Source organism: Actinomadura coerulea, assembly GCF_014208105.1.
Taxonomy (GTDB): domain Bacteria; phylum Actinomycetota; class Actinomycetes; order Streptosporangiales; family Streptosporangiaceae; genus Spirillospora; species Spirillospora coerulea.
In genome coordinates, this window is sequence record NZ_JACHMQ010000001.1 from 5,679,575 (window position 1) to 5,698,351 (window position 18,777).

Genomic DNA, 18,777 nt, shown 5'->3' on the forward strand with positions numbered 1-18,777 from the left:
GCCGTCAATGTCAAGGCGGCGGGGTGGAACCGGGGCGGGCCCGGCGGACGCCGCCGGGCCCGCCCCGGGTCACGCCGTCAGCGCCCCTGGAGGCCGCGGACGTTGTCGCCGAACGTCCAGCTCTTCGACCCGTCCCAGTTGATCGACCAGGTCATCAGGCCTTTCAGCTGGCCGTTGAAGCGGTTCCACGCCTGGCCGACGAGGCCCGGCGACATGTAGCCGCCGCCCGCGCCCGGCTGCGCGGGAAGGCCCGGGGCCTGCTTGTCGTAGGGAACCTTGATCGTGGTGCCCTGGATTGTGAGGCCGTTGTTCAGGCACTCGGTCTGCTTCACGAAGCCCTCGACCGTCCCGGCGGAGTAGGAGTCGCCCGAGCAGCCGTACATGCTGCCGTTGTAGTACTGCATGTTCAGCCACCACAGCCGGCCGTTGTCCGCGTACTTCTTGACGATCGGCAGGTAGGCGCCCCAGATCGAGCCGTAGGTGACGCTTCCGCCGGTCACGTAGGCGGTCTCCGGTGCCATCGTGAGCCCGAAGTTGGACGGCATCTGGCCGAGCACGCCGTCGATGACGCGGATCAGGTTGGACTGCGACGCCGACAGCTGGTTGATGTTCCCGCTGCCCGACAGGCCCGTCTCGATGTCGATGTCGATCCCGTCGAAGTTGTACTTCTTCAGGATCGGCACGACCGTCTGGACGAACCGGTCGGCGACGGCGCTGGAGCTGAGGTCGATGCCCGCGGCGGCGCCGCCGATCGACATCAGGATCGTCGCGCCCGCGGCCTTCGCCGCGCACATCTGGGCGGGGGTGGAGACCTTGACCGTGGAGTCCATGCCGTCCTCCCACAGGACGGTGCCGTCCGAGCGGATGACGGGGAACGCCGCGTTGATCACGTTGTAGCCGTGCTGCTTGATCACCGGGTTGTCGATCGGCGTCCAGCCGAACGGCGGGTGGACGCCGTTGGACGCGCCGTCCCAGTTCTCCCAGTAGCCCTGGAGGATCTTGCCGGCGGGCCTGGACTTCACCGCGCAGGTCTCGTCCCCGCCGGGCGGCGGGGTGGTCGGCGGGTCCGTGGGCGGGGTGGTCGGCGGCGTCGTCGGCGGTTCGGTCGTGTCGCAGGTGCCCAGCTCCCGCCACAGCGTGGGGGTGGAGGCGGGGTTCCAGTTCGCGCCCGGGTAGGCGGTGTGGGCGACGATCGCCTCGTAGCCGCGGCCGCTGTAGACGACCTTGTCGCCGACCTTGTAGGAGGTGCCCTCCGCCCAGGCCGGATACGTGCAGGCGATTCCGGCCGCGGGCTGGGCCGACGACGGCGCGGAGACCGCGACCAGCGTTCCGAACGACAGGACGGCCGCCGCGGCGGCGGAGGCCAGCGCGGCACCGGCCGCGCGTCTGGAGGGTCTGTGCCTGGAGTGGGCGTGCTTGAGCTTCACGGGGGTCGACTCCTCAGCTGAGCGGGACACAGAGGAGCCGGTGCAGGAGCCGAACAAGTCCCGCGGGACGGGACTCTCCCATAGCAAGGCACATACCACCGGCGTGGACGCCAGTTAGAGAGTAACCGTCCCGCCCGATCCCGGGAAGCCCTCGGAAGGGCGGCCGGTCAGAACGTCGCGGTGCGGTCCGACGGGACGATCTCCTGGCCCAGCGGGGTGAGCGATATCGGGATCAGCTTGAAGCTGGCGATGCCGAACGGGATCCCGATGATCGTGATGCAGAGCAGGACGCCGGTGACGAGATGCCCGAGGGCCAGCCACCACCCCGCGAGGACGATCCAGATGATGTTCCCGATGAAAGAGCCCGCGCCCGCGTCCCGCCTGGGCACGGTCGTCCGGCCGAACGGCCACAGGGCGAAGCCCGCGATGCGGAACGAGGCGATGCCGAACGGGATGGTGATGATGAGGATGAAGCAGATCACTCCGGCGACCACGTAGCCCATCGCCATCCAGAAGCCCGCCAGGACCAGCCAGAGGACGTTCAACAGCGTGCGCACGAGTTCCCCCCGAGAGTAATCAAATGCTGTTATTTCACATCGCACCCGGACTCAAACCGGGGGACCGTGTGAAGAAGAACGTAGGGCACCCCGTCCCGGCGCGAACGCGCTTGACCTTGACACAGTGACAAGCTCTTCACTGCGACCAGGGAGGTGGTCCCGGTGACCATGCAACAGGACGCGGACACGGTTCGAGCTTTCCGAGGGCTGGAGAACGGCGACGCCTCGGTGCGGCTGCGGGCGGCGATGGCGGTCGGCACGGCACCCGACCCGAGGTTCGTCGACAAGCTCATCGAGCGTTGCGCCATCGAGCCGGAGTTCCTCGTGCGCGACATGCTCACGTGGGCGCTGACCCGCCACCCGTCCTCGATGACGGTTCCGAGGCTCGTCGACGCACTCCGCTCGGAGCGCGCGCAGGCCCGCAGCCAGGCCCTGCACACGCTGTCCAAGATCGGGGACCCGCGGGCGTGGCCGGCCATCACACGGGAGCTGCTGACCGACGCCGACGACGAGGTCGCGCGGAGCGCCTGGCGAGCGGCGGTCGTGCTCGTGCCCGAAGACGAGCGGACCGGGCTCGCGGCGGTGCTGGCGTCCCAGCTCGGACGCGGTGAGCGCCCGATGCGGCAGAGCCTCGGCCGGGCGCTGGTCGCGCTCGGCGAGGTGATCCTGCCGGTCCTGCGCGCCGCTGAGACGAGCCCCGACCCGCGCGTGCGCACGCACGCGATCGCCACGGAACGGCTCCTGCGCGATCCGGACGCCGGGTTCGAGCCCGCGATCGAAGAGGCGAAGCGCATCATGGCCCTCGGCGCGGCCGGACAGGAGGAGTGACGCACGGTGTTGATCGGGGACGTGGCACGGCGGTCCGGGGTCAGCGCCCGCATGCTCAGGCATTACGAGTCGCTCGGCCTGGTGCGGCCCACGGGCCGCACCAGCGCCGGCTATCGCGAGTACTCCGGCGCGGACATCCGGCGCATCTTCCACATCGAGAGCCTGCGGTCGCTGGGGCTGTCGCTGCGCGAGGTCGGGCGCGCGCTCGACGACCCCGCCTTCGCGCCCGCGGAGCTCGTCGACGGCCTCGTCCGCCGGACGCGGGAGCGCATCGCCCGCGAGACGGAGCTGCTCACGCGGCTCCGCCGGATCGACGCCGCGGAACCCGCCGGCTGGGAGGACGTCCTCCAGATCGTCGCGCTCCTCCAGGCGCTGGGGTCGGAGAGCGCCGGGAAGCGCCAGCGCGCGGCCCTGTCCTCGGTCGGGGAGGGCCCGGTTCCGGTGGAGGCACTGGTCGAGGCGGCCCTGAGCGAGACCGACACGAACGTCGCCGGAGCCCTCCGGTGGGCTCTGGCGCGAGCGGGCGACGGCGCGCTGGCGCCGCTGGCGGAGGGCCTCGGCTCACCGGCCGCCGAGGTGCGGAGACGGGCCGTCCTGGCGATCGCCGAGATCCCCGGCGACGAGGCGACCGCACTGCTGAGGGACGCCCTGACGAGCCCTGACACCGTGGTCCGCCGGCACGCGGCCCGGACGCTCGGGACACGGGGAGTGGAGGACGCCGTCCCGACGCTGATCGACATGATCGTCGAGGAGGCGAACGACGTCGACGCCGCCGACGCGCTGAGCGCCCTGGCGAGCCGTCCCGCGCCGGCGGACGAGATCGCCTCCGGGCTCGTCGCCCGCCTCGCCCACGGCACCGCCGATCCGTCGGCCCGCCGACGGCTGACACAGGCGCTGGCAGGCATCCCGGGCCCCACCGCGTCCCGCGCCCTCGCAGACCTCTCCCAGGACGAAGACCACGCCGTCGCACTGACGGCGACCTACATCCTGGGCCTCCGCGACGCACAGGTGTAAGCGAAGCGGGCGGACGGCGAACGCATGGCGCTGTACGACCAGGGCAAGCTCGTCACCTCCGCCACGGGCGGGGGAATGCCCCCGATCGACTACGCCACCGTCGTCCAGGACCACACCATGCCGGGCGGCGGCCGCTTCCTGAAGGGCGCCGTCGAGAGCCTTTCCGTCCGCCAGGCCGCAGGCGTCGTGGACAACCCCGGCCAACGCCCCTGACCTCCCGCCGACAGCACGCGGGTCGCCCGGCCACCCGGCCGGACGACCCGCGCCTCATTGCGCCTCCCCCGACAGCGTCAGTGGCAGTGATCGGCCGTCCCGACGACGGACCAGAGGACGATGACGCCGCCGGTGAGCCACTGGCTGTAGGTCGGCCAGCACGCCGTCTCGATCGCCCGCAACGCACGCTTCGCCCGCTCCTCGCTGTCCGCCCACTCCGGGACGGGGTTCAGGGCCTTGTCGCGCGCCCGGTCCCACTCGGAGATCAGCCAGTCACGGGCGTCCCTCGGCTCGGCGTGGACGGCGGCGATGAGCCGCGCCGACTTGATCAACCAGTCGATCGTCCGGACCGGCGGCCGGTCCGGGCTGGCCACGTCGAGCGTGTCGGTCTTCCCGAGCCGCTCCCATTCCTGCCCTCCGGCAGACCACCGGTAGCAGTGGAAGTGCGTCGGCCGCGGGCCGTCCCGTTTGGAAGCGTCCGGTGCTATGGAGTGCCCTGTGGTCATGGTCTTCGCCTTTCGGCGGCAGGCTCCCCCGAGCGGCCACCGCCCCGCGGAAGAGCCTGCCAGCCGATCAAGCCTCCGGACGGACCGACACGACGCAAGGGTTCGGCGGGCAGCACGGCTTGGCGCCGACCCAGAACTCGGCGTCCACCGGGTAGCCGGTCGCGTGCAGTGCGGGCATGGTCCGCTCGACCTCCTCCCGGCTCATGGACGCGTCGAGCGTCGGCGGAACGTGATGCAGGTACCGGCCGTACATCCGGTCGCAGAAGTCGGCGTAGTCCTGGCTGTGCAGGATGAAGGCGTGCCACGCAGGGTCGACGGACTCGTCCATCGCCAGACGCACGTGAGGGCTGTCGGCCACGGCCTTGAGCCATACGAGCATCTGCTCGACCATGCGCTCGGCGTAGGCGAGCGTCACTTCCTGCCGACGGGCGACGTACGCGGACAGCGTGTCGAAGAGGCGGCCGTCCAGCAGTTCGCGGGGATTTTCGGCGGCGGTGACCGCCTGTTCAGCAGTGATGCTCATGTGCACCTCCGGCGCGCTCTTAGGGATTGGTAGCCGCCGTTCCCAGGTGCGCGCCAAAGACCTGGGAGGACGACGTTCGGTGGGGGTTCGGCGCGGCCGGGAGCACGAGGGGGGCGGCTCGACCGGCCGCGCCGAACCCCGGCTCATGTCCCCCCGGCGGCCCGCAGGAGGTCGCGTCTCCTGGCGGCGACGATGGCCTCGCCGAGCCGGTCGGGGGTCTTGCCCTCGACCAGCCAGGCGAGGTCGACCAGCGCCCACCAGTGCCGCGTGAAGTAGCCGAACCACACCGCCGTCGCGCCGTAGCGGGCCTCGATGCGGCGGGCCTCCAGCACGCGGATCGGGACGGGATCGATCACGGCTGTGTCGTCGGGCACCCGCTCACCGCGCACGGGGCACCGCCCGAAGCTTGACCGCGAGGTCCCCGGCAGTGTCGGCGTCGACGTCGGAGACCCCGGTGACATCTCCACGCGGAAGCGGCCCGCGCGTCGCCCACCACCGCCCCGTATCCCGCGTGTGAATGATCGACCAGCCGGGAAACTCGTCCCGGAGTCGGGCTTTGACCTGCTCGTTCGCGTTCGGCTTCGTGTTCACGGGACCGTCCTGGCCTGCGATGAATGAGTAGCAACTCGGTCACGTTCAGTGAAGCCGTGGCGGGCGCCGCATGTCAGCCTGATAATCACGGATACGCGCGGACACGGCCCGTGTCCGCGACCCTCCCGGCCGAGGTGCATCGCAACATGTCGTCCGAGAACGCAGTCGTCGGTGCGCGCCTGCGCGCGGCAAGGAAGGCGGCGGGGCTGACCGTCGCCGACGTCGCCGAGCGATGGCGCGACCTCGCCCCCATACGCGTTCGCCGCCAACTCCCCGCGCTCAAGGATCTGGAGCGCACAATCCGGGGCCACGAAGCCGGGGAGCACGTCCCGGGGCCCCGCTACCGGCTCCTGTGGGCGCAAGCCGTCCGGCGATCCCAGGACGAACTGTTCGCCGCTGACACGACCGCGTCGCCTCGTCCCACCCCGGCCGCAAACCGGGGTGAACCAGGCGACTATGCCGCGACAGTGCGAGACACCAGCCAGCACCTCATCATGCTTGACTCCCGATTCGGCGGAACCGCCATCGCCGACCTGGCCGTCCGCGCGTTTCTCACTGCCCGATCGGCGTTGGCCACCGGTCGTCACAACTCCGACGAGCGGGACCTGCAAGCCGCCGCCGGCGAAGCCGGAGAGATCGCAGCATGGACCCTGTACGACGCAGACCGCCTGGGCGAGTCGCGAGCCACCATCCATGAGGCGATGCTGCTGTCCCGCCTCGCCGGCGACCGGTCCATGGAACTGTTCGAGTTATCCCACCTCGCGCTACTGGACGTGCACCAGCGGCACAGTCGCGAGGCGCTGAGCATCGCCGAGCACACCATCGACGGCCCCGCGCTCCCCCCACGCGTCGAAGCGCTGTTCAAGCTCCGCGCCGCCCGCGCCCTCGCCCAGGGCGGCGACCGGGGCCGCGCCGTCGCGATCCTCGACCAGGCCGCGGGCGCGCTACAGGAGTCGCTACACCCCAAGGATCCGCACTGGACGTGGTGGCTGGACTCCTCCGAACTGGCGTGGCATCGCGGCATCCTGCACATGGAACTCGGCGACATCGAAACCGCCATGCCCTATCTCGACGAAGCCGCCCACGGCCGCCTTGAACGCGACCCGTACATGCCGACCTTGCAGGCCGGGCCGGTCATGGCGCGCGGCGAGGAGTGGGGCCGGGCCGCCTACAACGATCTCGTCCATCTCCAACTCGCCCTGACGATAGCCAAGGCGTGGAGAGAGACCGAGGCGATCACGGCGACGGTGTTCGACTTCACGCGAGAGGTCGTCTCCGCACGGACCGAGGTGATGCTCCGCGCCGCGGTCCGGTCCGTGCTGCGCGCGGGGCGGGGCCGAGGCGGGCCGTCCTCGACGCTGACCGACCTCGCCGAGCAGATCGCAGAGGGACGAGGCTGGGACGTCGGCAAGGGGTGACGCTGCGGACAGGCAAGGGTCGCCGGGCACCCAGACGGTCGCGGCCCGCTGCGGCCGCCGGGACGGCGGCCGAAGCGTCGGCGACGTGCTCGACTACCGCGCCGCCCTGGACTCCCGCTGGAGCGACCAGGTCCCGCCAGGCGCCAAGCCCTGACCTGCGGCGATGTCAGGGGCGACCGCTACCGCGCGGTCGCTTCGCGCGAATAGTGGACGGCCGGAGCCACCTTCGCCCGTCTCGGTAGATCGAGACCGCGACCGGCCACGGCGCCGAACCCGGCTCACGTCCCCCGACGGCCCTGGTCAACCAGATCCCGCATCCGCCCGACCAGGGCGTGATGCGGGCTTGGCCGAGGGCGTCATGGTGTCGGGCGGTTCTCCAGCCAGGCCCCGGCTTCCGCAGAACCGCTCGTCACACCCCGACCCGGCCGAACCCGCCCGTCCAACGGGCTGCGGGAACCGTTCTGGGGCTGGGAGGGTCCGAACGGGGTGATCACGGAAGGGGACGGTGTGGAGACAGGTAGTGGAGAGGCCGAGTTCAAGGAGGCGAAGTCGCTCCAGGAGGAGAGGCGAGTGCCGGAGGCTGAGCGGCTGTTCAGGGTGGCTGCTGAGGCGGGGCATGTCGGCGCCATGCTCAAGCTCGGCGTCCTGGTCGTGGAGCGGGACGAGGGCGAGGCCGAACGGTGGTGGCGTGCGGCGGCCGACGCGGGCGATCGGGTCGGGCAGTTCAACCTCGGCATCCTCTGCTCGGACCAGGGACGGGACGAGGAGGCCGAGAGCTGGTATCGCAAAGCCGCCGAGGCGGGCGAGGTCGACGCTCGGCACAATCTCGGGCTGCTGCTCATCGGCCGTCGTGACGTGCAAGGAGCTTCCGAGCAGTTCCGCATCGCGGCCGAGGCCGGGCGCACCGATTCGATGACCAACCTCGGTCTGGCGCTCGGTGAGATGGGGCGGACGGACGAATCCGAGGAATGGCTGCGGCGCGCCGCTGAGAAGGGTGATGGCCGTGCGCTCAGTTCCCTCGCCAACCACCTGTACTCACAGGGCCGACGCGAGGAGGCCGACGAATGGTGGGAGAAGGGCGCGACTGCGGGTGACCCTGACTCCCTGTTCAACCTCGGTGTCCGCTGCGAGCACAAGAACGACATGGCGGGGGCCGAGGAGTACTTCCGCAGGGCCGGACAGGCCGGGCATCCGCGCGGTGCCGCGAGGGCGGCGGCCGTGGCCCGCGGAATTCGCGAGAACGGCGCCCCCTACATGCCCGGCCTCTTCTGACCGGCCGCAGTTCTAGGGAAGAGCGGCCAGTTTGTGTTGGAGGAGGGCGCGTTCGCGGTCGTTGGCCGCCAGTTTGACGGCTCGTTCCAGTTCGGTGCGCGCCTCTTCTGGGCGGCCCAGGCGGCTGAGGAGTTCGCCTCGGACGCTCGGGAGAAGGTGGGAGTTCGCCAGGGCGCCCGAGGCCGCGAGGTCGTCGACGATCGCGAGCGCGGCGGCAGGGCCGTTCGCCATGGAGACCGCTACGGCCCTGTTGAGGTCGACGACCGGCGAGGGCGCCAGGCGGCCCAGGGCTTCGTAGAGGACGACGATGCGGTCCCAGTCGGTTTCGGCGACCGAGGGGGCGAGGGCGTGGCATTCGGCGATCGCCGCCTGGAGGCCGTAGGGGCCCAGGCCGCGGCCCGCCTTCCCGGCGCGGGACAGGGCGGCGCGTCCCCGGTGGATCGCGGCGCCGTCCCAGCGGGTGCGGTCCTGGTGCTCCAGCAGTACGGGCCCGCCGTCCGGGGCGGTTCGGGCGGGGAAGCGCGCGGCGGTCAGCTCCAGCAGCGCCAGCAGGCCGTGCACCTCCGGCTCGTCCGGCATCAGCCGGGACAGGACGCGGGCCAGCCGCCGCGCCTCCCCCGCGAGGTCGAACCGGATCAGCTCGCCGCCCGAGCTGGCCGTGGAGCCCTCGGTGAAGATCAGGTAGACGACGTTGAGGACGGAGGGGAGGCGCCCGGCCCGTTCGCCCGCCGCCGGCACCTCGAACGGCACCCGGGCCGCGCCGAGGGTCTTCTTCGCGCGGGTGATCCGGGCCTGGACGGTCGCGGTCGGCACCAGGAACGCTCTCGCGATCTCGTCGCTGGTCAGGCCGCCGACCACCCGCAGGGTCAGGGCGATCCTCGCCTCCCGCGACAGGACGGGGTGGCACGAGACGAACATGAGCGCGAGCACGTCGTCGTCGATCCGGTCGGGGTCCCAGAGCACGTCGTCGTCCTTGCCGGGCGGGCGTTGGGCGGCGCCGCCCTCGTCCAGGTCGTGGGCGAGGGCGGCGTACCGCTCGTCGAGGGCGGAGCGGCGGCGGAACGCGTCGATCGCGCGCCGCCGCCCCACGGTGAGCAGCCACCCCGACGGCTGGCGGGGGACGCCGTCGCGGGGCCACGTCACGAGCGCCTCGGCCAGGGCCTCCTGGGCGAGGTCCTCGGCCAGCGCGAAGTCGCCGGTGTAGCGGGCGAGGGCGCCGACGATCCGCGCCGACTCGATCCGCCAGACGGCGGCGACGGCCTCGCGGCCGGTGGGGTCGCCCATCACAGCTGGCCGGTGGCCTCGCGCCAGGCCCGCTCCTTCTGGATCCACTCGTTGTCCTGCGGGAACTCGTCGATGGTGGGGACGCGGCGGATCTCGGTCTTGAAGCCGGGACCGGCCGGCGCCCGCCTGGCCCACTCGACGGCCTCCTCCTTCGAGGCCACGTCGAGGATGTAGAACCCGCCGAACAGCTCCTTCGTCTCGCCGTAGGGGCCGTCGGTGACGGCGGGCGGCTCGGAGGAGTGGTCGACGACCACGCTCTCGGACGGGTCGTCGAGGCCCTCCGCGGCGAGCAGCACCCCGGCCTGGATCAGCTCCTGGTTGAACCGGCCCACGGTCTCGATCATCTCGGCGTGGTCCGTGCCCGCCATCGCCGCGTAGGCCTCGTCCGTCGCCCGCATGATCAGCATGTACTTCATTGCCCTGTCTCCCTGTTCGTCCGGAGCCCTGTGCGGCCCCTCTCATCCCTAGGTCGAACGGAGGACGGCCGAATCAACACGCCCCTCGAACTCCTTCCCGGAAATTTCGCCGCAGACGTTCACTAGGGCAAGACCGTTTCACGGGCGCCAGTACAGCGCCGGGTCCGGAGGGTCGACGAAGCCGAGCTCGCGGTAGAGGTGCTCGCCCTACGCGCCGGAGGCGGCCGTGCCGGAGGGGTTGTCGAGGACGTAGCGCCAGCGGCCGTCGGGCCCCCGGCGGGCGACGTCGGTGGCGGTGCCCTCGACGCGGACCGGGCCCTCGGCCGCCTCGCCTTCGATCACCCAGTCGACGATCAGCAGGGCGAGGTCGCCGGAGGTGTAGACGTGGCGGGGGGCGACCTTGATCGGCAGGCCGAGGGCCATGAAGCGGGCGTTCGCGGCGTGGGCGTCGGCGCCGGTCAGCGGGGTGCCCGGGGAGGGGACGAACACCGCCCCCTCCTCGTACAGTTCGGCGACCGCGGCCGGGTCGCCGCTGTTGAAGCGGTCGGCGAAGACGGGCGCGACGTCCTCGGGTCGTTCGGCCAATGGGCGCATCGTCGTCCTTCCAGGTAGACAGGTCTGGGACGCGAAACGCTAGGAGGCGCTCTCGTGACTCACCAAACGCTCAGCCATCCGGGGCTGCCCGACGATCCGCGCGCGAACGCGGCGGAGCCCACGCCGTCGTGCCCGGTGGAGATCACCCTGCACGCGCTGCGCGGGCGCTGGACGACGCTGGTGGTCCGCGAGCTCCTGCGGGGCGACCGCTCGTACAGCGAGCTGCGGCTGGCACTGCCGGCCCTGTCCGACAAGGTGCTGGCCGACCGGCTGGCGCATCTCGCCGAGGCGGGCGTGCTCGAACGGGAGAGGCGGGCGGGCTGGCCGCCGCGCACGCTGTACAAGCTCACCCCGCAGGGCCGCCGCCTGGGACCGGTTCTCCAGGCCCTGTGGGACTGGGGCGCCGAGGTGTAGTCAGGCGGTCGGCCGCAGGAGCACTTCGAGAAGCTCGCGGTAGGTGCTCGTCATGGACTGGTCGCGTTCGACGCGGATCCGGCGGCGGGTGGCGGTCACGTCAGTGTCGCGGATCGGATCGTGGCCCGTCTTCTCGTACGTCTCCCACCAGAGGGCGATGCCGTGACGCTGCCAGTGGGGGACGTCGTTGAAGTCGATGCCGCGCGCGGAGAGCAGCTCCACCCTTTCGTCGGCGGACGTCCGCTCCAGCTCCCGGCTGGCCCGCCGTGCGGACAGCCCTTCTTCGCGCAGGGTCCAGTAGCACAATGTGTTCAGCGCGCAGTGCGCCGCGTTGGTCCGGCGCCAGGTCATGTAGCCGTCCACGTCGTCGACGGAGGCGCCCATCCAGACGCGGGCGTCGAAGACGGCGGGCTGTCCGGCGGCGTGGGTGAAGGCGGCGGTGGCGATGCCCGCCGACAGCGACACGAGCTTCTCCACCTCGCGGCCGAACAGGTCGAAGCCGGGGTCGAGGACGACGGAGATCTCGTCGCTCTGGGTGTAGGCGTACCGCCCGCCGAGCTCGGTGAGCAGGGTCGTCGCGGTATCGACCATGAGGTCGGAGAAGCGCTGGTCGAACGGCTTGTCGAAGTTCGCCTCGGTGAAGCGGGAGAAGGACCGGCCGTCCACGCGGACGACGGCCCAGGCGCCGGGGAGCAGGGTCAGGGAGTGGAAGTACTCGCGGGCGCGCATCCGCGCTTCAAGATCCTTCATCGAGGGGCTCCTCGTGCCGGGTGACCACGAACCCTCCGCCGCCGTCGTGGCCGACGACGCCGATCTCGTCGAAGCCGTCGCGGAGGCTCGGCGGCGGAGTCGCTTGAGCGTGGCACGGATCCCGACGTCCGGCACCTGTATTTCGGACGAGCCACCGCGTATCGGGCCCGCCTCAGGCGGAGGCCAGGGCCGTCACCAAGTCGGCGGCGGGGGTTTCGGTCGTCTCGCGGAACGACTCGCCCGCCCAGAGGTTCACGCCGTCCGGGTCGCCTTGGGCGGCGGACGCGCGGCGCAGCGGGGCCGTCACGTAGTGGACGTCCGGGTAGGCGGCGGGGGCGTCGCCCGAGTGCTCGGCGAGGAAGCGGTTGACCAGGCCGCGCGCGGGACGTCCGCTGAACGCCCTGGTCATCGCGGTAGAGGTGTAGCGCGGATCGGTGAGGGCGGCCTTGTGGACGTCGCTGGCGCCGCTCTCCGGGCAGCGCAGGAACGCCGTCCCGAGCTGGGCGGCGACGGCGCCGAGGGAGAGGATCCCGGCGACGTCGGCGGCGGTGGCCAGGCCCCCGGCGGCGATGAGGGGCTGCCGGGTGATCTCGCGGACGGCCGGGAGCAGCGCGCGCAGCGCCAGCGGGTCGTCGAGGGTGTTGGTGAACGAGCCCCGGTGGCCTCCGGCCTCGAAGCCCTGGAGGCAGAGCGCGTCGGCTCCGGACGCCCGGCGGGCCTCGTCCACTGACGTCACGGTGAGGACGACGGTCGCGCCCCTGTCCTTGAGGGCGCGGATGACGTCCGGGCTCGGGCAGCCGAACGTGAAGCTGACGACGGCGGGCGGGTCGGACACCAGGTCGGCGATCTTCGCGTCGTAGGCGTCGTCGCGGGCGCCCGGGGTGCCCGGCTCCACGCCGAGGCGGGCGGCCTCGGGGGCGAGGAGGTCGCGGTAGGCGGCGACCGCGGCCGGGTCGATCGCGTCCAGGGACGGCATGAAGACGTTCATCCCGAACGGCCGGGACGTCAGCTCGCGCGTGGCGGCGATGTCGGCGCGCATGGCCTCGGTCGTCCGGTAGCCGGCGGCGAGGAAGCCGAGACCGCCCGCGTTCGAGACGGCGGCGGCCAGTTCCGGCGTCGACGGCCCGCCCGCCATCGGGGCCTGCACGATCGGCAGTTCCGTCAGCACGGCGCTCACCTCGGTCCCACTCCTGGTCGTTATCCGCACGATAATCGCGGGGGAAGCCGGGTGGTGACGCCGGGGTCGCGGTGAGGGAAGGGGGCGGCGTGCGGGTGCTGCTGCACTACGACATGGACCACGAGGAGCCCGGTCTCGACATCGTGAGCTGCTCGGAGCAGGACGACGCGCGGTTCTCCGGGCTGCTGCCGGACACCGAGGTGCTGTGGCACGTGCTGCGCCCGGTGACGGCCGCCGACATGGACCGGGCACCGAAGCTGAGGCTGATCCAGAAGCTCGGCACGGGCGTGAACACCATCGACCTGGACGCCGCGGCCGAGCGCGGCATCGCGGTCGCGAACATGCCGGGCCGCAACGCGCAGGCCGTCGCGGAGACGTCGCTGCTGCTGATGCTGGCGGCGCTGCGGCGCGTCGTGCCGTTCGACGCGCGGACGCGGCGCGGCGAGGGGTGGCCCGCCGACCGGTCCCTGGTGGGCGGCGAGCTGGCCGGACGGACGGTCGGGCTCCTCGGCGGCGGCGAGATCGCGACCCTGCTGCGCGGGATGCTGGAGGCGATCGGGGCCACCGTGCTCTACACGACCCGGCGGCCCCGGCGCGGCGATCCGGCCTGGCGGGAGCTGGACGGTCTCCTGCGCGCCTCCGACATCGTGTCGGTGCACGTCCCGCTGACGGACGAGACCCGTCACCTGCTCGACGCCGAGAGGCTCGCGCTGCTGCCGGAGGGCGCGATCGTGGTGAACACGGCGCGCGGCGCAGTGATCGATGAGGCGGCGCTGACGGCGGCGCTCACGTCGGGACGTCTCGGCGGCGCCGGGCTGGACGTCTTCGAAAAGGAGCCCGTGGACGCGGCGAACCCGCTGCTGGAGCTCGACACAGTGGTCGTCATGCCGCATGTGGCGTGGCTGACCCGCGAGACGTGGGACCGCTACTTCGCGGTCGCCGCGGAGAACTGCCGCCGCCTCGCACGCGGCGACGCCCTCCTCCATCGCGTCGTCTGAACGTGGGACCGGCACGAGCGGGAGGCGTTCTAGGGCCTCGACCGCCGTGCGGTCGGACATCGTGCTCCGGTCCGGCGCCTGGCGAGGACCAAGTGGGCCCGCACGACGTGCGGACCCACGGCTCGGGCCCCGGCCGGCCTCATTCACCGGCCGAGGCTGGGTTCAGAAGGTCAGGCCCGTCGACACCAGGTAGCCCGAGTAGTCGTCCATGGGCTTCCCTTCGGCGTCGAGGTGGACGGACGGACCGCCCTTGTCGATCTCCTCGACCCACTTCTTGAAGGCGAGCAGATCGAGCATCCACTCCACGTCCGTCGCGTACACCGGCGCGGCGGGGAACCACACGTCCCCGACCCAGTACCCGTGGGACCCCGCCATGTTGGCCATGGCGAAGGGGCTCTGGCGCCTGAGGGACCTCGTGAAGTTGCGGACTCCGTACCGGACCTCCTGCGGCTTTGCGGTGAGCGACTCGGCGACGAAGTGCATCGTCCCGATGTCGAACTCCGCCACGGGGAGATCGGTGAAGATGTCCCCCTGCACGACCGTGACGCGCTCACGCAGCGTGCGCCGCGCCCACTCGAAGTCGCGCCCGCCGACGAACCGCGAGATGACGGTCCAGAACGGCCGCCACGAGTCGCTGAGGTACTGGATCTCCTTCCTCAGGTACTCGACGTTGGCCGCCCCGTACTCGATGAGCGTGATCTTCCGGCAGTACGCGAGCATGCTGAGGGTGGGGTAGAGGTTCGACCCGGGGCCGACGTCGACTCCGTGGGCGAACTGTCCCATCCCCTCGGAGTAGCGCCACAGCGCGACCCGGTTGAACCAGCTGGCTCCTCGCGTGAGGATCTTGCGGTCCGGGAGGAGCATCTTCCCGTAGTTGTTCCCGTGGTACGTTTCCGGGTCGAAGTTGTCCCAGGGGAACTCGCTATTCGAACCGGGCCTGGTGCCCGGCGAATTGACTTTCACTTGTGTGTCTCCTTTGTGTAGGTCCGCTAGCAGAGCTACGGACCGCTTAGCTTCGCCCAACTAGAAAGCGAAGCTGCGGTAAACCGTACGCGCGCATCGACCCTCCGCCACCGCAGATCTCACTCCTTGAGACGCCTTCTTCCGTTAGCGACATCGGAGACCTCGCACCTGAAGCCGCCCCCGGGTCCACCCCTGGGGACGGCTTCGGCCGCGAGGTCTACCGGGGTCAGACTGCGGCGGGGGCCCACCAGGTGAGGTTGGCGGTCGCCTGGGCCACCGGTTCGATGATCTCCCAGGCTTCGGCGAGCAGGCCGTCGGCTATGCGCCAGATGTCCACTACCGCGATCTCCGGGCCGTCCGGGAGCCGCCGGCGCGTGTGCAGCACCACGTGCTCGCCGTCGGCCAGCAGGTGGACGATCTCGACCTGCATGCCGGCGAGCGGGGTGAGCGCCGCCTCGACGGCGGCGAGCCATTCGTCCTTGGTCGAGGAGGCGTCCGGGCGGTGGTGCGCGAAGTCCTCGCTGAGCAGCGGCCGGAGCCCCTCGGTGCTGCCCGTGGTGAGCAGCTCCGCCAGGGCCCGCTGAACGATTTCCTTGTTGGTCATGGCCGCAGTGTTCCGGCGGCCCCTGCCGCCTGTCGATGAACTCCCATTTCATGGCGTTCCGCCGCACGATGAGTAACCTCGACGACCGTGGACACGATCGGGGAGCTCCTGCGGCGGTGGCGGCATCACCGGCGGCTCAGCCAGCTCGACCTCGCGATCGCCGCCGACGTCTCGGCCCGGCACGTCAGCCTCGTCGAGACGGGCAGGTCCAACCCGAGCGCCGCCATGGTCCTGCGGCTCGCGGAGCAGCTCGACGTGCCGCTGCGCGACCGCAACCGGCTGCTGCTCGCGGCCGGCTTCGCGCCCCGGTACGCCGAACGGCCCCTCGGCGACGACGCGCTGACCGCCGCGCGGAACGCGGTCGAACGGGTGCTGCGCGCGCACGAGCCGTATCCGGCGCTGGCGTTCGACCGCCGCTGGAACATCGTCATGACCAACCGCGCCGTCGAGCCGTTCCTCGCCGAGGTCGACCCCGAGCTGCTCCGGCCGCCGGTCAACCTGCTGCGGCTCGGCCTCGACCCGCGCGGACTCGCCCGCCTGGTCGTCAACCTCGCCGACGTGCGCGCGGTGTTCCGGTCCCGGGTCAGGCGGCAGCTCGCCGCCGCGCCCGACCCCGGGCTCGCCGCCCTCTACGGGGAACTGCTGGAACCCGGCCCCGAGGACGCGCCGCCGGACGCCGACGTCATGATCCAGATGATCGTCCGCTTCGGGGGGCGGGAGCTGCGGCTGTTCTCCACCATCACCACGTTCGGCACTCCCCAGGACATCACGCTGGACGAGGTCGCCGTCGAGTCGTACTACCCGGCGGACGCCGAGAGCGCCGCCTTCTTCGAGGGCCCCGGGCCGGGGCTCACGGGATCAGGACCGGCTTGACGACCTTGCCGGACGTCGTGTCGGCCTCCGCCTCGTTGATCTGGGCGAGCGGGTAGGTGGTGACCAGCCGGTCGAACGGGAAGCGGCCCTGCCGCCACATCTCGATCATCCGCGGGATGAACGTGTGCGGGACGGCGTCGCCCTCGATGATGCCCTTGACCGTCCGCCCCATGAGCAGGAGGTTCGCGTCCAGCCGGTACTCGGCGGCGCCGACGCCGACCAGGCCGCACACGCCGGTCGTGCGCAGCGAGGCGACCGCCGTCGAGACGACCTCGGGGACGGCCGTGGAGTCGAACGAGTACTGCACGCCCTCGCCGCCGGAGATCGCCCGGATCTGCCCGGCGATGTCGTCGTCCGCGCCGTTGATGACGTGGGTGGCGCCGAGCTCGCGGGCCAGGTCGAGCCGGGACTCGTGCAGGTCGACGGCGACGATCGTGGAGGCGCCCGCGATCCGGGCGGCCATCACGGCGGCCAGCCCGACCGCGCCCGCGCCGAAGACCGCGATGCTGTCGCCCGCGCGGACGCCGAGCGAGACCAGCACGGAGGCGGCGCCGGTCTGCACGCCGCAGCCGAGCGGCCCGAGCACGTCGAGGGGGACGTCCTTGGTGACCGGGACGACGTTGCGGGCGGTTCCGAGGGCGTGGCTCGCGAACGACGACTGCCCGAACCAGCGCGTGTGGACGGGCTCGCCGCCGGGGCCGGTGGCGCGGGGCGTCCCGTCCAGCGGCATCGCGAGCATGTTGAGCGCGGTCATCTGCGGGCAGGCACCGGGCTTGGCGGCGCGGCAGTTGGCGCACTCCCCGCACGAGTCGAACGACATGACCACGTGGTCGCCGACGGTGGGGCCGGTGACGCCGGGCCCGACCGCCTCGACCACGCCGGAGCCCTCGTGCCCGAGGACGACCGGCTTCGCGACGAGGTCTCCGGGGACGCGTCCGAGCATGTCGGTGTGGCACATCCCCGCGCCCGCGACCCTGACGAGGATCTCGCCGGGTCCGGGGTCGGCGAGGTCGAGCGACTCGATCGTGTAGGGGGCGTCTGCGGCGCGCAGCACCGCGGCTTCGATCTGCACCGGGGTTCCTTAGGCGAGGGAGTAGCGGACGGGGAGGCGCTTGAGGCCGCCGACGAAGGTGGTGGCGATGCCCTCCGGCGGTCCGGCGAGCTCGATCGAGCCGAGGCGGGGAAGCAGTTCCTCGAAGAAGGCGCGGACCTCGATGCGGGCCAGCGCCGCGCCCAGGCAGTAGTGGACGCCGAAGCCGAACGCCAGGTGCTTGTTCGGGTCGCGCCCGACGTCGAAGCGGAACGGGTCGTCGAAGACGTCCTCGTCCCGGTTCGCGGACGGGTAGGACAGCAGCACCGCCTCCCCCTGGCGGATCGTGACGCCGCGCAGGTCGTAGTCCTCGGCGGCGGTGCGCATGAACTCCTTGACCGGCGTGACCCAGCGGATCATCTCGTCCACGGCGAGCGGCATCAGCTCCGGCTTCCCGCGGAGCCGCTCGATCTGGCCGGGGTGCTCGATGAGCGCGTGCAGGCCGCCGGCGATCGTCGCGCTGGTGGTGTCGTGCCCGGCCGTCGCGATGATCACGTAGTAGGACGCGGTGTCGAAGTCGTTGAGCGGCTCGCCGTCGACGCGCGCGTTGGCGATGGCGGAGGCGAGGTCGCCCGTGGGGTGCTTGCGGCGCTCCTCCGTCAGGCCCTGGAAGTAGGCGAAGAAGTCCAGCAGGACCTGGAGCTTCTCCTCGTTCGTCGTGCCCCGCTGGAACTCGGCGTCGTCGCCGCCGAACAGCTCCTGCGTGAGCTTCAGCATGCGGTCGAAGTCGCTCTCCGGCAGGCCGAGCAGCGAGAGGATCACGTACAGCGGGAAGTGGACGGCGACCTCCCGCGCGAAGTCGCACTCGCCGCCGAGCTCGACCATCCGGTCGACGTACCGCCTCGCCAGCTCGCGGACGCGCGGCTCCAGGGCCCGCATCGCGCGCGGCCGGAACCAGTCCGCGCCGATCGCCCGGACGACCCTGTGGTCGGGGTCGTCCATGTGGACGAGCGTGCGCAGCGCGATGCCCTGCTCCGCGCGCTGCCGGTTCAGCGCGTCGAACTCGGCGGTGCCGAGCACCGGGCGCGGCGCGTTGAGGAAGATCCGGTGGTTGCGCTCGATCTCCAGGACGTCCTCGTGCCTGGTGATCCCCCAGAAGGGGGTGTAGCCGGGGGCCTCCACCCGGTGCACGGGGGACTCGCGGCGGAGCAGCGCGAGGGACTCATGGAACCGCCGGTCGTCGGCGTAGGCCTTCGGGTCGGCGAGCGCCAGGCCCGCCTCCTCCACGGTCAGCGTCATCGCTTCGCTCTCCTCGGTCACGGCGG

Annotated in this window: 22 protein-coding genes; 8 read left to right on the forward strand and 14 right to left on the reverse strand. The window is 71.7% G+C overall.

Going from position 1 to position 18,777, the window contains the following annotated elements:
- Positions 1–77: 77 nt before the first annotated feature.
- Positions 78–1,427: a carbohydrate-binding protein gene (locus BKA00_RS26085; RefSeq protein WP_230298779.1), complete on the reverse strand. Its 1,350-nt coding sequence runs from the start codon at positions 1,425–1,427 to the stop codon at positions 78–80.
- Between the two features lie 167 nt (positions 1,428–1,594).
- A complete protein-coding gene (locus BKA00_RS26090; protein ID WP_185029123.1) occupies positions 1,595–1,984 on the reverse strand; it encodes a YccF domain-containing protein in 390 nt (129 codons plus the stop codon).
- A 168-nt stretch (positions 1,985–2,152) separates the two neighbouring features.
- Between BKA00_RS26090 and BKA00_RS26095 the strand changes: the two genes are divergently transcribed.
- Genes BKA00_RS26095 through BKA00_RS26105 form a run of 3 tightly spaced genes read left to right on the forward strand, consistent with a single transcriptional unit; the run spans position 2,153 to position 4,039 of the window.
- Entirely contained in the window at positions 2,153–2,812 is a 660-nt protein-coding gene (locus tag BKA00_RS26095; RefSeq protein WP_185034814.1) for a HEAT repeat domain-containing protein, read from the forward strand.
- Between the two features lie 6 nt (positions 2,813–2,818).
- Positions 2,819–3,826 carry a HEAT repeat domain-containing protein gene (locus tag BKA00_RS26100; protein WP_185029125.1) on the forward strand — a complete coding sequence of 336 codons (1,008 nt, stop codon included), beginning with the start codon at positions 2,819–2,821 and terminating at the stop codon, positions 3,824–3,826.
- A gap of 24 nt (positions 3,827–3,850) precedes the next feature.
- Entirely contained in the window at positions 3,851–4,039 is a 189-nt protein-coding gene (locus BKA00_RS26105) for a hypothetical protein (RefSeq protein ID WP_185029127.1), read from the forward strand.
- 77 nt (positions 4,040–4,116) lie between these two features.
- Here BKA00_RS26105 and BKA00_RS26110 read toward each other — a convergent pair whose 3' ends face one another.
- From BKA00_RS26110 to BKA00_RS26120, 3 genes are all read right to left on the reverse strand, one after another.
- Positions 4,117–4,545: a hypothetical protein gene (locus BKA00_RS26110; protein ID WP_185029129.1), complete on the reverse strand. Its 429-nt coding sequence runs from the start codon at positions 4,543–4,545 to the stop codon at positions 4,117–4,119.
- Between the two features lie 67 nt (positions 4,546–4,612).
- The gene (locus BKA00_RS26115) at positions 4,613–5,068 is read right to left on the reverse strand and encodes a glycine-rich domain-containing protein (RefSeq protein WP_185029131.1); all 456 of its coding nucleotides are present in this window, start codon (positions 5,066–5,068) and stop codon (positions 4,613–4,615) included.
- A gap of 143 nt (positions 5,069–5,211) precedes the next feature.
- Complete coding sequence (locus BKA00_RS26120; RefSeq protein WP_185029133.1) at positions 5,212–5,442, reverse strand: hypothetical protein; 231 nt, start codon at positions 5,440–5,442, stop codon at positions 5,212–5,214.
- 327 nt (positions 5,443–5,769) lie between these two features.
- Here BKA00_RS26120 and BKA00_RS26125 point away from each other — a divergent pair, with 327 nt between their 5' ends.
- Together BKA00_RS26125 and BKA00_RS26130 are read left to right on the forward strand one after the other, a co-directional pair.
- The gene (locus BKA00_RS26125) at positions 5,770–7,077 is read left to right on the forward strand and encodes an NsdA family TPR-like regulatory protein (RefSeq protein WP_185029135.1); all 1,308 of its coding nucleotides are present in this window, start codon (positions 5,770–5,772) and stop codon (positions 7,075–7,077) included.
- A 507-nt stretch (positions 7,078–7,584) separates the two neighbouring features.
- On the forward strand, positions 7,585–8,349 hold the full coding sequence (locus BKA00_RS26130; protein ID WP_185029137.1) for a tetratricopeptide repeat protein: 765 nt from the start codon (positions 7,585–7,587) through the stop codon (positions 8,347–8,349).
- Positions 8,350–8,361: 12 nt separating this feature from the next.
- On the opposite strand, the gene BKA00_RS26135 is transcribed toward BKA00_RS26130, so the two are convergent.
- The 3 genes from BKA00_RS26135 to BKA00_RS26145 form a co-directional block, all read right to left on the reverse strand.
- The gene (locus BKA00_RS26135) at positions 8,362–9,633 is read right to left on the reverse strand and encodes an RNA polymerase sigma factor (RefSeq protein ID WP_185029139.1); all 1,272 of its coding nucleotides are present in this window, start codon (positions 9,631–9,633) and stop codon (positions 8,362–8,364) included.
- Positions 9,633–10,049 carry a YciI family protein gene (locus BKA00_RS26140; protein ID WP_185029141.1) on the reverse strand — a complete coding sequence of 139 codons (417 nt, stop codon included), beginning with the start codon at positions 10,047–10,049 and terminating at the stop codon, positions 9,633–9,635. The genes BKA00_RS26135 and BKA00_RS26140 overlap by 1 nt, the downstream gene beginning before the upstream one ends.
- A gap of 207 nt (positions 10,050–10,256) precedes the next feature.
- Positions 10,257–10,643, reverse strand: a complete 387-nt coding sequence (locus BKA00_RS26145; protein WP_185029143.1) for a YybH family protein — start codon at positions 10,641–10,643, stop codon at positions 10,257–10,259.
- Positions 10,644–10,697: 54 nt separating this feature from the next.
- On the opposite strand from BKA00_RS26145, the gene BKA00_RS26150 reads away from it, so the two are divergent.
- On the forward strand, positions 10,698–11,057 hold the full coding sequence (locus tag BKA00_RS26150) for a winged helix-turn-helix transcriptional regulator (RefSeq protein ID WP_185029145.1): 360 nt from the start codon (positions 10,698–10,700) through the stop codon (positions 11,055–11,057).
- Here BKA00_RS26150 and BKA00_RS26155 read toward each other — a convergent pair whose 3' ends face one another.
- Together BKA00_RS26155 and BKA00_RS26160 are read right to left on the reverse strand one after the other, a co-directional pair.
- Positions 11,058–11,807 carry a tRNA(His) guanylyltransferase Thg1 family protein gene (locus tag BKA00_RS26155; RefSeq protein WP_185029147.1) on the reverse strand — a complete coding sequence of 250 codons (750 nt, stop codon included), beginning with the start codon at positions 11,805–11,807 and terminating at the stop codon, positions 11,058–11,060. It lies immediately after the preceding gene.
- A gap of 172 nt (positions 11,808–11,979) precedes the next feature.
- A complete protein-coding gene (locus BKA00_RS26160; RefSeq protein WP_185029156.1) occupies positions 11,980–12,984 on the reverse strand; it encodes an NAD(P)H-dependent flavin oxidoreductase in 1,005 nt (334 codons plus the stop codon).
- Between the two features lie 89 nt (positions 12,985–13,073).
- Here BKA00_RS26160 and BKA00_RS26165 point away from each other — a divergent pair, with 89 nt between their 5' ends.
- Positions 13,074–13,982 carry an NAD(P)-dependent oxidoreductase gene (locus BKA00_RS26165; RefSeq protein ID WP_221493295.1) on the forward strand — a complete coding sequence of 303 codons (909 nt, stop codon included), beginning with the start codon at positions 13,074–13,076 and terminating at the stop codon, positions 13,980–13,982.
- 162 nt (positions 13,983–14,144) lie between these two features.
- Here the strand turns inward: BKA00_RS26165 and BKA00_RS26170 are convergent, their stop codons facing one another.
- Both BKA00_RS26170 and BKA00_RS26175 read right to left on the reverse strand, forming a co-directional pair.
- Positions 14,145–14,945 carry a methyltransferase gene (locus BKA00_RS26170; protein ID WP_185029158.1) on the reverse strand — a complete coding sequence of 267 codons (801 nt, stop codon included), beginning with the start codon at positions 14,943–14,945 and terminating at the stop codon, positions 14,145–14,147.
- A 226-nt stretch (positions 14,946–15,171) separates the two neighbouring features.
- On the reverse strand, positions 15,172–15,549 hold the full coding sequence (locus tag BKA00_RS26175) for a nuclear transport factor 2 family protein (RefSeq protein ID WP_185029160.1): 378 nt from the start codon (positions 15,547–15,549) through the stop codon (positions 15,172–15,174).
- An 87-nt stretch (positions 15,550–15,636) separates the two neighbouring features.
- Here BKA00_RS26175 and BKA00_RS26180 point away from each other — a divergent pair, with 87 nt between their 5' ends.
- Positions 15,637–16,422, forward strand: coding sequence for a helix-turn-helix domain-containing protein (locus BKA00_RS26180; RefSeq protein ID WP_185029162.1), 786 nt, complete (start codon positions 15,637–15,639; stop codon positions 16,420–16,422).
- Here BKA00_RS26180 and BKA00_RS26185 read toward each other — a convergent pair.
- Together BKA00_RS26185 and BKA00_RS26190 are read right to left on the reverse strand one after the other, a co-directional pair.
- Positions 16,400–17,494, reverse strand: coding sequence for an NAD(P)-dependent alcohol dehydrogenase (locus BKA00_RS26185; RefSeq protein ID WP_185029163.1), 1,095 nt, complete (start codon positions 17,492–17,494; stop codon positions 16,400–16,402). The two genes, BKA00_RS26180 and BKA00_RS26185, sit on opposite strands and share 23 nt — an antisense overlap.
- Before the next feature lie 9 nt (positions 17,495–17,503).
- Complete coding sequence (locus BKA00_RS26190; protein WP_230298778.1) at positions 17,504–18,772, reverse strand: cytochrome P450; 1,269 nt, start codon at positions 18,770–18,772, stop codon at positions 17,504–17,506.
- Positions 18,773–18,777 lie beyond the last annotated feature (5 nt).